Source organism: Loktanella sp. M215, from assembly GCF_021735925.1.
Taxonomy (GTDB): Bacteria; Pseudomonadota; Alphaproteobacteria; order Rhodobacterales; family Rhodobacteraceae; genus Loktanella.
The window spans coordinates 327,475-342,500 of the sequence record NZ_WMEA01000001.1; the positions used below are offsets into that span (position 1 = coordinate 327,475).

The 15,026-nt window shown below is 56.5% G+C and carries 10 protein-coding genes, 1 tRNA gene, 2 rRNA genes and 2 pseudogenes (1 of these 15 running past the window's edge); 7 read left to right on the forward strand and 8 right to left on the reverse strand.

Annotated features, from left to right (window positions below):
- Nucleotides 1-2 precede the first annotated feature (2 nt).
- Nucleotides 3-1,244 carry a flavin-containing monooxygenase gene (locus GLR48_RS01575; RefSeq protein ID WP_237058091.1) on the reverse strand — a complete coding sequence of 414 codons (1,242 nt, stop codon included), beginning with the start codon at nucleotides 1,242-1,244 and terminating at the stop codon, nucleotides 3-5.
- 741 nt (nucleotides 1,245-1,985) lie between these two features.
- On the reverse strand, nucleotides 1,986-3,434 hold the full coding sequence (locus tag GLR48_RS01580) for a TrkH family potassium uptake protein (RefSeq protein WP_237058093.1): 1,449 nt from the start codon (nucleotides 3,432-3,434) through the stop codon (nucleotides 1,986-1,988).
- Between the two features lie 296 nt (nucleotides 3,435-3,730).
- On the opposite strand from GLR48_RS01580, the pseudogene GLR48_RS01585 reads away from it, so the two are divergent.
- Nucleotides 3,731-4,242, forward strand: a pseudogene (locus GLR48_RS01585) (transposase); the annotation flags it as partial.
- Between the two features lie 39 nt (nucleotides 4,243-4,281).
- On the opposite strand, the gene GLR48_RS01590 reads toward GLR48_RS01585, so the two are convergent.
- Entirely contained in the window at nucleotides 4,282-5,436 is a 1,155-nt protein-coding gene (locus tag GLR48_RS01590; RefSeq protein WP_237058095.1) for an IS3 family transposase, read from the reverse strand.
- Nucleotides 5,437-5,518: 82 nt separating this feature from the next.
- Between GLR48_RS01590 and GLR48_RS01595 the strand changes: the two are divergent.
- From GLR48_RS01595 to GLR48_RS01605, 3 genes and pseudogenes are all read left to right on the forward strand, one after another.
- Nucleotides 5,519-5,686: pseudogene (locus GLR48_RS01595) on the forward strand (integrase core domain-containing protein); the annotation flags it as partial.
- Between the two features lie 350 nt (nucleotides 5,687-6,036).
- Nucleotides 6,037-7,197, forward strand: coding sequence for a tyrosine-type recombinase/integrase (locus tag GLR48_RS01600; protein ID WP_237058097.1), 1,161 nt, complete (start codon nucleotides 6,037-6,039; stop codon nucleotides 7,195-7,197).
- Entirely contained in the window at nucleotides 7,190-8,011 is an 822-nt protein-coding gene (locus GLR48_RS01605; protein WP_237058099.1) for a hypothetical protein, read from the forward strand. Before GLR48_RS01600 ends, GLR48_RS01605 begins: the two co-directional genes overlap by 8 nt.
- A gap of 104 nt (nucleotides 8,012-8,115) precedes the next feature.
- Here GLR48_RS01605 and GLR48_RS01610 read toward each other — a convergent pair whose 3' ends face one another.
- Nucleotides 8,116-8,712, reverse strand: coding sequence for a DUF4760 domain-containing protein (locus tag GLR48_RS01610; RefSeq protein ID WP_237058101.1), 597 nt, complete (start codon nucleotides 8,710-8,712; stop codon nucleotides 8,116-8,118).
- A gap of 338 nt (nucleotides 8,713-9,050) precedes the next feature.
- Between GLR48_RS01610 and GLR48_RS01615 the strand changes: the two genes are divergently transcribed.
- From GLR48_RS01615 to GLR48_RS01625, 3 genes are read left to right on the forward strand one after another with little or no spacing between them, the layout of a single operon-like run.
- Nucleotides 9,051-9,254 (forward strand): helix-turn-helix domain-containing protein, encoded by a 204-nt coding sequence (locus GLR48_RS01615; RefSeq protein WP_237058103.1) that lies wholly within the window; start codon nucleotides 9,051-9,053, stop codon nucleotides 9,252-9,254.
- Nucleotides 9,251-9,562, forward strand: coding sequence for a hypothetical protein (locus GLR48_RS01620; protein ID WP_237058105.1), 312 nt, complete (start codon nucleotides 9,251-9,253; stop codon nucleotides 9,560-9,562). The genes GLR48_RS01615 and GLR48_RS01620 overlap by 4 nt, the downstream gene beginning before the upstream one ends.
- A complete protein-coding gene (locus GLR48_RS01625; protein WP_237058107.1) occupies nucleotides 9,562-11,610 on the forward strand; it encodes a hypothetical protein in 2,049 nt (682 codons plus the stop codon). The genes GLR48_RS01620 and GLR48_RS01625 overlap by 1 nt, the downstream gene beginning before the upstream one ends.
- A 200-nt stretch (nucleotides 11,611-11,810) precedes the next feature.
- Here GLR48_RS01625 and GLR48_RS01630 read toward each other — a convergent pair whose 3' ends face one another.
- The 4 genes from GLR48_RS01630 to GLR48_RS01645 form a co-directional block, all read right to left on the reverse strand.
- A complete protein-coding gene (locus tag GLR48_RS01630; RefSeq protein WP_237058109.1) occupies nucleotides 11,811-13,640 on the reverse strand; it encodes a P-loop NTPase fold protein in 1,830 nt (609 codons plus the stop codon).
- A gap of 297 nt (nucleotides 13,641-13,937) precedes the next feature.
- A tRNA-Met gene (locus GLR48_RS01635) sits at nucleotides 13,938-14,014 on the reverse strand.
- Between the two features lie 71 nt (nucleotides 14,015-14,085).
- Nucleotides 14,086-14,200: ribosomal RNA gene (gene rrf, locus GLR48_RS01640) — 5S ribosomal RNA — on the reverse strand.
- 147 nt (nucleotides 14,201-14,347) lie between these two features.
- Nucleotides 14,348-15,026: ribosomal RNA gene (locus GLR48_RS01645) — 23S ribosomal RNA — on the reverse strand; it runs 2,093 nt beyond the window's last position.

Sequence of the window (15,026 nt, forward strand, 5' to 3'; positions counted from 1 at the left end):
GTCTATCCCGTCGCCTGTGAATGCCGCGCCGCAATATGCTGTGCCACATGCCGGGCATCGACCCAGACGCCCCAAATGAACGCCGATCCCCGCATCGACAGCCAGGGCAAGCCGATGAAATAGACACCGGGTGCGGTTGCCACGCCGCAGTCATGCTGCGGCTTGCCGTCCGGCCCAAAGGTATCGACCTGAAGCCAACTGAAATCCTGCGCAAATCCGGTCGCCCAGATGACCGTCGTGATGCCCGCCTCCGCCAGATCAAGCGACAGGATCGGATCGGTCAGGCAACCTGGATCGGACGGGATGACATGGGCCGCGGACTCTGCCGGAAGATCGAGCCCTTCACGCAAGGCATAGTCATCCGCCTCTTGTAGCAGCGACAGATAGTTCGCGTCGCCTGCTGCAATGTTTGCAACCAGATCGGCGTTGAACCGCAGGACACCGTTGTCATAGCCCTGTGTCCGACCGACGAGCGTGATGCCCGCGGCAGCAAGTCTGCGAAAATCGACCGTCTCGCCACCGTTGGCCCCGCTGACGGCAATGGTCACATGCGCTTTTCCGACGGGCGGCGTTTTGGACTCCCACTTCCCAAGGACGCCAAGCCACCAGCAAAAGTCCCGTCCGCGATAGCTGCGGGGCGGCCGGTCATGCGGCCCAACGGACAGGTAGACCCTGCGACCGGCACGCTGCAGCTCGCTGGCGATCTGCGTGCCGGACGATCCGGCACCGACGACCAAGACGGCACCCGGCGCCAGCTGGTCCGGGTTGCGGTAGGCTGATGAATGCATCTGCGTCAAACCGGCAAGTTCGGGCAACACGGGCGGAATGACCGGTTTTTGAAACGGTCCCGTTGCGGCAACGATATTCTGCGCTTCGATCGTGCCTTTGGATGTCTCGACCCGGAAGCCTGTGCCGCCTTCAACGCGCCGGACCTTGCGGACCTCTGTCCCGCAGTGAACCGGGGCGTCGATCTGCCTGGCAAAATCCTCGAAATAGGACGCAACGCTGTGCTTGGTCGCAAACGCGTCCGGTGCCGTATCCGCGAAGGCCATGCTCGGGAAACGGTCGTGCCAGGCCGGACCGTTGGCCACAAGGGAATCCCAACGCTCCGACCGCCAGCGCTCGGCGACGCGCGCGCGCTCCAGCACCACATGCGGGATTCCGCAATTGCCAAGATGCTCACTCATCGCCAGCCCGGCCTGACCGCCTCCGACGACAACTGTATCCGTCTTTTCGGGTAACATGCTGATCCTTTGCGCGTTTGTAAGCCGTCTGGCACATGCCCCACCAGCATACTCAGGGTAAGGACTTGCTGAAAATACGATTGAACTAAGCACTGATTGCACGCAGGCTTATGTCGCCGTTCGACGTCTAAATTGCGGCATGGCCTTCGATCCGGGGGCCCGCGAACCAACTTACACCTAAATCAGACTTTTGATAAATAAGTTGGCTGCGCACTTTGTCCGGCAACCGGACCTCGTCACGGGCTGCGCAGAAGGTCCGATTCGAGCACTCCCTTAAGACTGCTGTCCCGCAGCATCTGAAGTTAAAGGCGAGAACTGCATCCTTGCGCAATGCGGACATGCCTCTCTGCGATTTCAATTGACGTGCCATTGCACTTGGCCTGCGCGACTTGGTCGCAAAACTTGACGAAGGTGAATTGATCCCCGCCAAGTCTTTCAGGAAAGGTTCGAAGTTAGATCAGTTTTGTGCGCGTCAGCGAGGGGATGACCGTGCCAGTTCGTGAGCAATGGCAGGCCGCGGTGTGTCAGGGGTGATGCCAGCAGGTCACGCGCGCAGGCCAAAGCCACCTGCATGGCCGGTGTCTATGCGCGTGAAGGTACGATCGCCATGGCAGACATGGGCCAACCCCACGACCGATGCGTCGGTCGATGCAATCATCCTGATCGCGGCGCAGATTACCCGTGGCATGGCGTGGCACGCCATCCGGTCTCTGCCTGTCCAAGCCCCACACCTGGCGCGTTTCACGTCTGGCCCATCTTCCGTGTCGCATCGGCCGTGATCTCACGCCAAAAGAGGGGCGTCAGCATGACGAGGACGGTCAGCAATTCCAGCCGTCCCAGAAACATGCCCAGCACGAGCGTCAGCTTCACGGGACTGGTCAGTGACGCAAAATTGCCAGCCGGGCCAATGATCGCACCGACGCCAGGTCCGACATTGGCAAGAGCAGTCAATGCACCGCTGGTTGCGGTTGTCACGTCAAGCCCCAGGAAGGTCAGCGCGAACGACAATAAGGCAAAGGTGGCGAGATAGACCGCGAAGAACGTGATCAGTCCGGCGATCACATCCGCATCGACCCGTTGCCCTTCGTAATGCACCGTCACGATACGGTGGGGCGAATGCAGGGCCTGAACCTGTGCCTTGATGGACCGGCTCAACAAAAGCCACCGCATGGCCTTGGCACCGCCTGCCGTGGACCCCGTGCAGCCACCGACGGCCGTCAGCACAAAGAACATGGCCACCGCAAAGGGCCCCCACAGAGTGTAGTCCGTCGTCGCGTAGCCGGTCGTCGTGACGACGGACACCACGTTGAATGACACCTGCCGCAGCGCGGTCAGCGGCGGCATGCCTGTTCTGGCCATGACCCAGACCGTCAGTAGCAGGATGACGATGGTCAGGGTCTGGACCATGGCGCCGACCTGCTCGCTGCGGAAAGAGCCGCCCTGGGCCACCCTGATATACCATGCAAACGGCAGCGCCCCCATCAGCATGAAGACGGTGCCGGCCCATTGCAGAAACGGGTTGCGGAAGAAACCGAACGAGGCATCGTGCCCCGAATAGCCGCCGGTCGAGATCGTCGTCATGGCATGGGTGATCGCGTCGAAACCGCTCATGCCGCCGGCGAGGTAGACGAAGGCACAGAGCATGATCAGACCGGCGTAGATCTGAAGGGTCGCGGATGCGAAGAGGGCCGCGCTCTTCAGTTCCTTTTCACCCTTGTCCGAACTCTCGGTCCGAAAGAGCTGCATGCCGCCCACCTTCAGAAGCGGCAGGATGGCAATGCCCGTCACGATGAATCCCACACCCCCCACCGCTTGCAGCGCCGCGCGCCACATGATGATGCCATGCGGCATGGCATCAAGACCGGCCAGGACCGTCGCACCTGTCGTGGTGATGCCCGACATCGCCTCGAAGAGGGCGTCCGTAGGGGTCATCGACCAGACCATCAGGGGCACGGCACCGGCCACGGCGGCCATGAACCATACCGTCGACGTCAGCAGAAAGGTATGGGCCCGCCGCAGGCCAGCGTCCGACGAAGACGACGACAGAGCAAGCAAGATGCCTGGCACCCCCACGAGCGCCATCGAAAAAAGGAAGACCGTCGCCGTCGTCGGAAAGAGAAGCGCATTAAGCCCCATCAGCACCGCGAAGAAGATCAGGACCAGCCCGTTGATGAAGACCACGAAGCTCATGGGCAGAAAACTACTTTTGACAGTGGACATGTGCGAGAGTGCGCAGCTCTCCATAACACGTAACGGACGGGTTGGTCACGGTCGGGTCCGAACATCGAGAAGCCCGCCGTTATTTGGCTAAAAACTTAATAAAATCAATAATTTGAACGATATATATATTGGCGTCATCATCATTGAGGCCATGATTTTCCATCATTGGCACTGATGATTTTCAGCTCTCTAGAAGTGCGTGTTGAGCTGCTGCCGGTTTTGTGGACACGAAGATAAGATCGTGACCATTGAACTGGAGAGTGGATATGACGAGACGGAAGTTTAGCCGCGAGTTCAAGATCGAGGCGGTAAGGCTGGTGACCGAGCGAGGCGTTGCGGTCGCTCAGGCGTGCCGGGACCTGGATCTTGCGGAGAGCGTGCTGCGTCGCTGGATGCGGGAATTGATGGGAGCGCCTGTTGCGGCGTTTCCCGGCAATGGCTTGCAACGCGCAGAATTGGCCGAGATTGCGACCCTGAAGAAAGAGGTCGCCAAGCTCAAGGCGGAGCGTGACATCCTAAAAAAGGCGGCAGCTTACTTCGCGCGGGAAGCGACATGACGTTCGCTTACGTGGCAAAGCATCGGCACATTTGGCCGGTCAGCTGGATGTGCGCGGTGCTGGGCGTCTCCCGATCCGGCTTTCATGCCTGGCTCAGAAGGCCGATAAGCGAACGCGCGGCTCAGGATGCAAAGCTCGTCCAGTCGATCGACAAGAGCTTCAAGGCCAGCGATCGCACCTATGGCGCCCGCCGGGTCTGGCGTGACGTTCTGGAAGAAGGTTGAGGTGCTCCCCTTCCCTTGGACAGGATCTGGCGCTTTCTAAGCTCTGATCTGCTCCTGCTGATCGGGTTGCGTTGCTTCGACTTTCAGCGAGTAGACTACGGCCGGTGGTTGGCCGCCAAGGGCTTTGTGCGGGCGGCGGTGATTGTAGAACCCCATCCATGTCCGGACACCCGCGCGGGCCTGAGACCCGGTCTCCCAGACATGCAGATAGACGCACTCGTATTTCAGCGTGCGCCACAGGCGCTCGATGAAGATGTTGTCCAAGTAGCGGCCCTTGCCATCCATCGATATACGGACGCCCGACCGCCGCAGGCGGTCTGTCCAAGCAAACGATGTGAACTGCGATCCCTGATCGCTGTTCATGATGTCAGGTGGCCCGAACCGATAGATTGCCTCGTTCAGCGCGTCGACGCAGAAGTCGGCGTCCAGCGTGTTCGAGATCCGCCATGCCAGAACCCTTCGGGTGTGCCAGTCCATGATCGCCACCAGATAGAGAAACCCTCTGCGCATCGGCAGGTAGGTGATGTCCACGCACCAAACCTGATTGGGCCGCTCTACGCGCAGCCCGCGCAAGAGGTAGGGATAGGTCTTGTGCCCCTTCGCCGGCTTGCTGGTGTTGGGTTTCTGGTAGATTGGAATCAAACCAATCAGGCGCATAAGCCGACGGATGCGCTTTTCGTTCACCGCGTGTCCCTCGTTGCGCAGGTGCCACGTCATCTGGCGCACGCCGAAGAAGGGCGTCTCCGTGAATTGCACGTCGATCAGCCGCATCAGCGCGAGGTTCTGCTCCGTCTCACCCTGCGGCGTATAGTAAAACGACGACCGAGAAACCTGTAGCAGCGCGCACTGCTGGCCAATCGACAGGTCCGGATGGTCGCGCTCGACCATGCTGCGCCTCACTTCCCGCCCCAAGGTTTGAGCTTTCTTTCCAAAAAAGAGTTGGCCACCGCCAGCTCCCCCGATCTTGGCATGCAGATCCCTGACCCGGTCTTCATCGATGACCGGCGTCTTGCGGCCGCCGCGTTCAAAGACACCGGACGCGCCATCCAGCAGCGCACGTTTCCATTGGTTGATCATCGTCGGATGCACGCCGAACCGGCTCGCCAGCTCCGACACCGTCGCCTCACCTTTCAGCGCCTCAAGCGCCACCTTCGCCTTGAACTCAGGGGCGTGCTGCTTTCGTTTCGACATCTTCGATCTCCTTCGTGGTGAAGATCAACAGACAGCAAATCGGAGCTTACGTCAGTGTCCAGTTTTCGGGGGGCACCTCACGCTGGCCATCTGGCGCTACGATTACAACAACGTCAGGCCGCATTCATCACTCGGCAACAAGACCCCCGCAGAAGCGCGCCGAGCGCTTGAGCTACTTGATGGCACCGCGCCCGGCGCGCTTGCCACACCCGAAACCGACGAATATCAAACCCTAGGAGTCTCGTTATGAACGAGGGACGAACGGGGGACGAACGGGGGGCAGGTCAGTTTCGCACGCAGTTTGCCCTGTTTTGTTGCCCTATTGTTGAGCTAGGATTTGGACAGCAAAAAGCCCCGCGTGATGAGGGGCCTAAAGCACTGTAGTTATTTGTTTCTTTGGTTGCGGGAGTAGGATTTGAACCTACGACCTTCAGGTTATGAGTCTAACGGCCCGTTGCTTGCGCTGCATTGCTGAACATCTTTTAAGCTATCTAAAACAGTTATTTAAGGCCATATCGGCTTTGCTTAAGACGACTGCGGATTGTCCGTTTTTGCGCTCTAGTGTAGCACCAGTGTAGCACCGCATCTGAGGACAGGCATATGGCAAGCTTTGAGATCAACTTCACCAAGGCGGCGCTTTCGGCAGCCAAGGCAGCGGAAAAGGGCAAGCGAGATTACTATTACGACGGCAAGGAAAAGGGCCTGGTGCTGGCGGTCACGGCGGCAGGCAGCAAAACCTTCTATCTGTACAAGCGGATCGACGGACGGCCTGAACGGCTGCTGCTGGGCAAGTTCCCCGACCTGACCGTAGAGAACGCCCGCAAGCTGGCAGCAAGTGCCAAGGGCGAGATCGCGATGGGCGAGAACCCACAAAAGGCCAAGCGGGCGATCCGCGATGAAATGACCTTTGAAGCGTTGTTCACCGAATACCTGGAAAAGCACTCAAAGGTGCATAAACGCTCCTGGGCCTATGATGAGCGGGAAGTGAACAAGTTCCTGCGGCATTGGTTCAAGCGCAAGATCTCCAGCATCGAAAAGCCGGAGGTCGAGCGGCTGCACGCCAAGGTGGGCAAGGATAGTGGGCTGTATCAGGCCAATCGGCTGTTGGAGCGTATCCGCTCGATCTTCAATAAGGCGGCGGATTGGGGCTGGCAGGGCGCAAACCCGGCAACAGGGATCAAGAAGTTCCGCGAACAAAGCCGGGATCGGTTTTTGCAGCCGGACGAATTGCCCCGCTTCTTTGCAGCCCTCGCTAATGAACCCAACGAAGCAGCGCGGGATTTCTTCATGATCTCGCTGTTGGCCGGGGCGCGTAAATCCAACACGCTTGCGATGCGCTGGGAAGAGATCAATTTCCACGCGGCGACCTGGCGGATCGCGGTGACGAAGAATAGCGATCCGCAAATCGTGCATCTATCACCCCAGGCCATGACAATCCTGCGAGAACGCAAGCTGCACTCACTCAGCCCTTGGGTCTTTCCAGGCAACGGCGCAAAGGGCCACTTGGCGGACCCAAAGAAGGCCTGGGCGCGTATTCTGAAAGAAGCGGGCATTGCCGATCTGCGCATTCACGACCTGCGCCGTACCCTGGGCAGCTGGCAGGCCGCCCACGGGGCCAACAGCTACATCATCGGCAAATCTCTGGGCCATCGCAGCCAGCAATCCACAGCGGTCTATGCCCGCCTGAACCTTGATCCTGTGCGAGAGTCTGTCAACAAGGCCACCGATGCGATGTTCAGCTATACGGGGCACAATGAGTAAAACTTCAGACCACGAAAGCATTGCCACAGCGCCGCTGTGGTACTTGCTGTATCGAGGCGATGCACCCCAAGGGGGGTACAGCACAGCATTGGGTGGCGAGATTACTGCTAAACTTGCGAGTTTTTGTGCTGAGCCTACCGATGAGAAAAGCCTTGAGGCAGGGCTTGCGACTGCAATCGACACCTTTCTCAGTGCTAAATATGATGAAGAGTTCCACCAGTCAGAAAAAGCAGAAAATGCTGCCTTGGGAAAGGTAGCGCGGTCGGCGCAGGAACTGCACCTCGCCTTGTTAGATTTATATGAATTTGGCCGGGCTAGCGACAAGCTCGAAATTCAAATTCAGAAATTTGATAGCCTCTCAGAGGGATCATCCCCCAAAGTGTTGTCGAGCCTCTTGGCCGAAAAACCTCACACGTTGGCAATGCTCCAAAGCCTCGCCACTGACATCGCCGTGGCAGCAGAGGATGCGATCAATCGCAAGCCCAAACACGACGCCGATCACGCTGCCCTATGGGGTCCAGATTATGCGGATGAATTGGCTCAAGAGACAGAAAGCTGGCGGAAGCGCAGCGCAACGCACAAGCTAAGATCCAACCATGCTGTCATGGCATTTTTAGAGGCTTTTAAACCAGTTTGGGAAGAATACTCAGAGCATCCTTTCACTGAAGGAATGTATTTCACCGAGGCCAGATCAACGGCTTCTTATGCTGTCGATGCCGTGCATATGGTCCTCAAGAAACTCGATCCCTCACTGCCCCGCAGCGCTGTAGTGACGGGGATAAAAAATTTACGCTGTCAAATTGATGCCATTTAACTAGAGAATGGCAGACCATCTTATAAACAACGCCGGAAATGAACTTTGAGCCCGTAAGGTTTATCGTGAGATAAGACCCCCTAGCCCACACTCACATATAATGATTATTTTTTCTCTCGTATTGGTAGAAGCTGCAATTCAACTGCAGCTTCGTATGCGACAGATGGCTTCTTCCCATCTAATACGCTTCGCTTGTGGAAACGACTAGCTAGCGCCTCGAATTCTGCATATGCAGCTGGCGTCCATGATCTTGCATACAGTATATATCTGGAATAATAACCCAAATATCCAGAAATTTGAGTTCGCGAAAGCTTAAATATGACCTCCTCGTCAAACACTCCCATGTTTACTCCAATAGCAAGCCTTTCGAGAAGCGCCAGGCTATCGACAACCTTCGCTCTAATCGCTCTATTTTCTTCACCATCTGAAACAAGGTAAGAAACCTGAAGCTCGCATAACGGAATCGTTCCTTCTGATGGGATATCAGGGAATGCTTTAGTGAGTGCGCTAATTACAATTTGATGGTTATCACGAATTCTAGACCGCGAATTATCATAAAACTCAAATGTATCGATGGTCTTTTGCCTAGCGAACTCACCCTCTTGAACTGACTTAGCTTGTAAAATTTCCAAAAATACAGCAGCCAAACCCATAGCTGTTACTATCAATGTTCCTAGACCGATCCAGTCTGCAGCTTCCATTTCATCACCTGAATTTTCCACTCTCTACCGTCATGAATATCGATCATAATGCTGTTGGTCAAATATTGCATCATCAGCATGCTACATGCCTCTCATAAATACAAACTTGACGTGATTTAAATGAACGATACAAATAGCCGCTTTTTACTGGGGCTGCACTGCCCTCTCGCATGTCGCGTGATGAACTTCGACAATCGTCGTATCTCTTAAAAGTTGGTGTAATCGCAGATTCCGGGAGCGTTGAGCTCCCGTAATCCGCGATCAGCTTTGATTGAGAGATACGGGCTAAGCTGTGACCCTTTGAGCATGGATAAAACATGCTCAAAGGAGCCCACAACATGACGACTACAATCCAAAAGCCGAACCTCCTGACCCCTCAGGACGTGGCAGCGCGGCTTGGCGTGTCCACGACAACGCTTGCGACCTGGCGCTGCACCAAACGCTACGCGCTGACCTACATCAAGGTCGGGCGGCTTGTCCGGTATCGCCTGGCAGACCTGGAAGCCTTTGAAGCGTCCCGCGAGCATGAGGTGGGGCTATGAGCGTTCAAACCAACTGGCGCAGCGTGTCCTTCGTCGTGGTCAATATGGCCTGCATGGACCGCTTCCCTGGCCTCTTGGCGGCCTGGCTGCCCGATGGGCGGCGCTGCGGCCAAGAATGGGTGGCCCGCAATCCGACCAGGGCAGATCGCCGCGCCGGATCGTTCAAGGTGAACACCGTGACGGGACGCTGGGCAGACTTCGCCACAGGTGACGCGGGCGGCGACCCTGTGAGTCTTTACGCCTACATAAACGGGCTGAAGCAAACCGACGCGGCCCGCGTGCTGGGCAATGAATGGGGGCTGAAATAATGCGCGACAATCTGAAAGCATTGCGCCACCCGAAAGCAGGCGCACCGACAACGCAGCACCTCTACTGTGACGCCCAGGGCAACACTGTCTTGATTGCCAATCGCTTTGAGCGCGGCGACGGCGGTAAGTTCTTTATCCCCTATGACGTGGCCGCCGAAACCTGGACCGCCCTGGACAGCCGCCCGCTGTATCGCTTGCCCGAACTCCAGGCCGCAAACCTGGACCGCCCAATCATCGTCACCGAAGGCGAGAAGTGCGCCGATGCCTTGGCGAAACTTGGCTTCATTGCGACGACGACCTTCGGCGGATCGAACGCGGCCCGTAAAACCGACCTTTCGCCCCTTACAGGGCGGCGGGTCATCGTATGGCCGGACCACGACGAACCAGGCCAGAAATACGCCGCGCAAATCGCTGATACGTTACATAGGGAATTTAAGACCCCGGCGAAGGTGATCCCGATCTCTGACGCGCTCCTATGTAACGTAATGGTACAGAGTTCAGCCGATCCGGCAGCACAGCCTGTTACCTTACATAAGGGATGGGACGCCGCTGACGCCATCGCAGGCGGCTGGGGTGTGACCGAGATCGATCGACTTATCGCCCTTACGTTACATGATGGCCCGCCACCGCCTGAAGCTGACGACGCCAGCGCTGACGTCCAGCTCTTTGAGGACGCCGACCTGTGGCACAGTCCGGACAAGACGCCCTTCGCCACGATCCGGCGCGGCGATCACTTTGAAACCTTCGCCCTCGGCAGCGGCGGCTTCAAGCGACTGCTGGCTTACGAGTACTTCCAGGCCAAGGGCAAGACACCCGCCACCGCCAAGCTGGACGACCTGTCGCGGCAATACATCGGCCAGGCCTTGTTTGAAGGCGAGACTCATCCGGTATTCTTCAGGATGGGCCAAACCGATGAGGGTTTTGCCCTGGACCTGGGCGGCGCGGATTGGTCGGTGATCGACATTGACGCGGAAGGCTGGCGCGAGAGGCCGATGGGCAGCCCGCGTTTCCGCCGCTCGCCTGGTATGGCGGCCCTGCCCCGCCCTGCCCGCCAGGGAGCCGATCTCGAATGCCTGAGACCCTTCGTGAACGTCCGCAACGATGATGACTTTAAGCTCATCGTTGGCTGGCTCCTGGGCGCGTTACGGCCCGAAGGCCCCTACCCGCTCTTAATCCTGACAGGGGAGCAAGGCAGCGCCAAAAGCACGACGGCCAAAGTCCTGCGCCGCCTGATTGATCCGGCAGAACTGGATAGCCGCAGCTTTCCAGGTGATGAGCGGGATTTGATGATCGCGGCACAGAATGGGCATGTGCTGGCCTTCGACAATCTCTCACGGATCAAGCCCGCGATGGCTGACGCGCTATGCCGCCTGGCGACAGGTGGTGGCTTTGCCACCCGCAAGCTGCACAGCGATGCCGACGAGGTGCTGTTTAAGGCAACCCGCCCGATCATCCTGAACGGCATTCCTGAACTGGCAGAGCGGCCTGACCTGGCAGACAGGGCCATCAGCCTCAATCTCCCCGTGATCTCCGAAACGCGCCGGGAATATGAGGCTGACTTCTGGCAGCGCTTTGAGGCGGCCCGCCCTGCGATCCTGGGGGCGTTGCTGAATGCTATATCGGGGGCAATGTCCGCCCTACCCTCTGTGCGACTCACAGAGCGGCCCAGGATGGCCGACTTTGCCAAATGGGTCACAGCTGCCGAACAAACCTTAGGGTGGCCCCAGGGGAGCTTTTTGCGGGCCTACAGCGCGAACCGCAAAGAGGCAGAGGAAGCGGCGCTGGAATGCAACGCGGTTGCCAGCGCCATCCTGACGATGATCCAGGCACAGAGCCATTGGGAAGGCACAACTGCCGATCTCATTACGTATCTACGTAAGCGCTATCCGGCGATCACCGAAGGCAGTGATGCCTTTCCGCGCCAGCCCGCAGCCTTTGGGACCGAACTGCGCCGCATCGCGCCCCTGCTCCGGTCGCGGGGCGTGATCGTCACGCACACCCGCACCGGGAAGGAACGCCGCCGCGTTACAGAAATAACACTGACCTAAACAGCTGTCCGCCCTGTCCGCCCCCGTCCGCCATCATAATCAACAGGGCTTGGCGGCGGACAGCGGCGGACAGGGCGGACGGCAAAATAGGTAGCTAGGCGGACTGCTGTATCGAGCGGCCCACGGCCGATTTCATGATGTCGGGCGGACCTGCAATGCAATTTCGCCAAAGCAGTCGTTTTGGGAAATGCGCAGGGCCTTCAATCCGAACTGGCCTCCTCACCGTCTTTCGGAAGCCTCCAATATAAACCCAAGAACCAATGCATTCGTGCTTTTTCGAGTGATCCGGCTTCTGCAGCGATACTGCAAAGTGCACCCCTGACTTCCTTCGCCCACGCCCCCTCACTTTCATTGCTATGCAAGTTGCCGTGTCGGTCGGCCAGGGCTCTCAACAAACTTCCAATAGCCTCGAATTGACCCGAACCGACGTAACGAAAGGCAACTTCAGCAAACTTTCGGGAGTCGATTAAATGCAGAATTTCTGTTTTGTAATAGCCGGATCGGCCATCTCGACCTGTAACTTCGTTGGCAAACGCATCCAAGTCTTCGGAAAATAGGTCAAGAATTCGCTCAGCCTCTTCGGGCATTGTAGCATGGAATGCATCCAATTGGGCAACTTTCATGGCCTCAACTAACGGCACTCTCAATTCATCAAGATCGAAAGCATATCCCCCATAAGAAAACCCCATATCTGAACTCCAGCCGAAATCCACCCCAAATTTCGCAGCAGGGATCATACAATTTTTTGAAAGCTCTTGAATTCTATCTTTTATCTTACTCGCAATTTCAGCGCCACTGCCATCGCTATCCTTTGCAATTGATACAAGGTCGTTTGCCATATGTAGATAAGGACCTGCCTCTATATTTTCCTCATTAAATACGTAATTGCTGACCGCATCATATGTCTTTTCAAGATCGGCAGTCGGCAAAAGCCTCCATTCGACGAAACGCCGCCAGAGCGGAATGTCACTTGCACCAGAGAACTGCTTTGTTGCGCGGAGAACCTCATTAATCGTTTCAGGTTCCTCATAACCAATCCCAATCAGTGAAATTCCTAGTTCGATAGGGAGTATACTTGCGGCATTGCCAGCAAAAATTTCCGCCTGTGGATGCTCCTCCGAGCACTCAAATAGAGGATGCGGTTCCTCCCCGTCTCTAGGTTTCACAACACATCTATGGTTTCCGCGATCAGCTAATTGGATCGAACTGACCTTGCCCGTTGCAATCGCCATCGACAATACAAAGTAAGTGCGCACAAAGCGGCGCATTGCATCCGTGGACGCATTAAGGTCTTCAGCAAGAACATCGATGACCCGCCCACAATCGTGTAGGCATTGCCGCATCACTCTCAGATTGTTGTGCTTTGCTGCATCGAACACTTCCAGCACCAGTTCATCATTTGAGCTGAACCATTTTTTTCCATTACCATCTGGCATCGCCGCGATAAATTCTGGGAGCGCCTTACTCGCGTCGGCGACAATTCTGACGGTTCGACCCACAACCTTTTCCTTCAGTGTCAAGAAAAGCTCACGCCTCTTCTTCCCTGAATCAGAGCCTTCGTCTCTTTCAATATAGGCACAAAGGACGACGTTTTTTGATCTATGTTCAACAAACTCGTTAATAAGCCCTAAGATTTCGGCAGGTGACAATTCACATCGCTCGATATCATCAAAGATAAGGAGATCAGGTAGATTACCAATCATGCGATCTTCGAGTGCATCTTGGACAATCGATCCCACATTACCGATTTTCGCAAGGGAACCGAGGGTATCGCCAAATCTTCCAACTGCTTCTGAAAGCTTTGCATCAGAGGTTTCAGTGAGGAGGGCACGTCGGAACGCCTTTCTATCCTTAACGCCATTTAGCGTCGCATAGCAGGCCTTGCCATTGGTCAGGGAATCCTTGAATTCGCGCTTCACTAGATGGGTCTTACCCGCCCCCCAAGGCGCTTCAATCATAAATGCGTATTTCGGATCTTGAATCTTCACGTATTCAATGAGAGCACTTATTGCTGCGGTATTCTGATCCATTTTTCGTTCCATTCCTACTATTCAACCGCAAGTTAGGGGCAACACTTCGCCAAGCCAAGTGCCGCCTTGTCCAATTAGAACGGACCTACTGCAAAGAACATGGTGAGGTTGCGGCGCATCCTTGATGATATGGCATCTGCCGCGTAGCGGTTGTGAGGCGTTGCTGTGCGGCGCTTAGATTAACGCCTCTAATATTCGCAGCGTACATTCGTAGCACCAGCGTAGCACCGCGCAAATAGGGAACGCAGAAAGCCACCCGAGGGTGGCTGCTAACGCGTTGTAATTATTAGGAAGATTTGGTTGCGGGAGTAGGATTTGAACCTACGACCTTCAGGTTATGAGCCTGACGAGCTACCGGGCTGCTCCATCCCGCGACAGGGTGTTTTAAATCGTTTGAGAGATACAGGTTGAACGTTTGGGTTCAACCACGGGTGTTTCTTACTAGGTGTGGCAATGACTTACTCTCCCACGTCTTAAGACGCAGTACCATCAGCGCTGTGGCACTTAACGGCCGAGTTCGGGATGGGATCGGGTGTTTTGCTCACGCTATGATCACCACACCAAGAAAGAAACACCGGCGGACGCACCCGTGTGCGTCCGCCGGGTGGCAGAGCACGTTCGCAAAGCAAATGTGCAGCCACTCAGCAGAACACTTCGGTGCATCTACCTATGTTTGTCATCAGCGGCCTGCGTTTTCACGCGGACCGTCGTTCAAGCCAAGTACGGCTAATGTTGTGTATGTATTATGATTTGGGTCAGTGGGGGGCTTCCCGCTTAGATGCCTTCAGCGGTTATCCTGTCCGATCATAGCTACCCTGCACTGCCGTTGGCACGACAACAGGTCCACCAGTGGATCGTTCACCCCGGTCCTCTCGTACTAGGGGCAACTCCTCTCAAGTATCCTACACCCACGGAAGATAGGGACCGAACTGTCTCACGACGTTCTAAACCCAGCTCACGTACCTCTTTAAACGGCGAACAGCCGTACCCTTGGGACCTGCTCCAGCCCCAGGATGAGATGAGCCGACATCGAGGTGCCAAACGGTGCCGTCGATATGGACTCTTGGGCACCATCAGCCTGTTATCCCCAGCGTACCTTTTATCCGTTGAGCGATGGCCCTTCCACGCGGGACCACCGGATCACTATGGCCGTCTTTCGACTCTGCTCGACTTGTCAGTCTTGCAGTCAGGCTGGCTTCTGCCATTGCACTCAACGAGCGATTTCCGACCGCTCTGAGCCAACCTTCGCGCGCCTCCGTTACAATTTGGGAGGCGACCGCCCCAGTCAAACTACCCACCACACAGGGTCCCGGATCCGGATAACGGACCGCGGTTAGACATCAAGCAGAGCAAGGGTGGTATCTCAAGGGGAGGCTCCACCGGGAC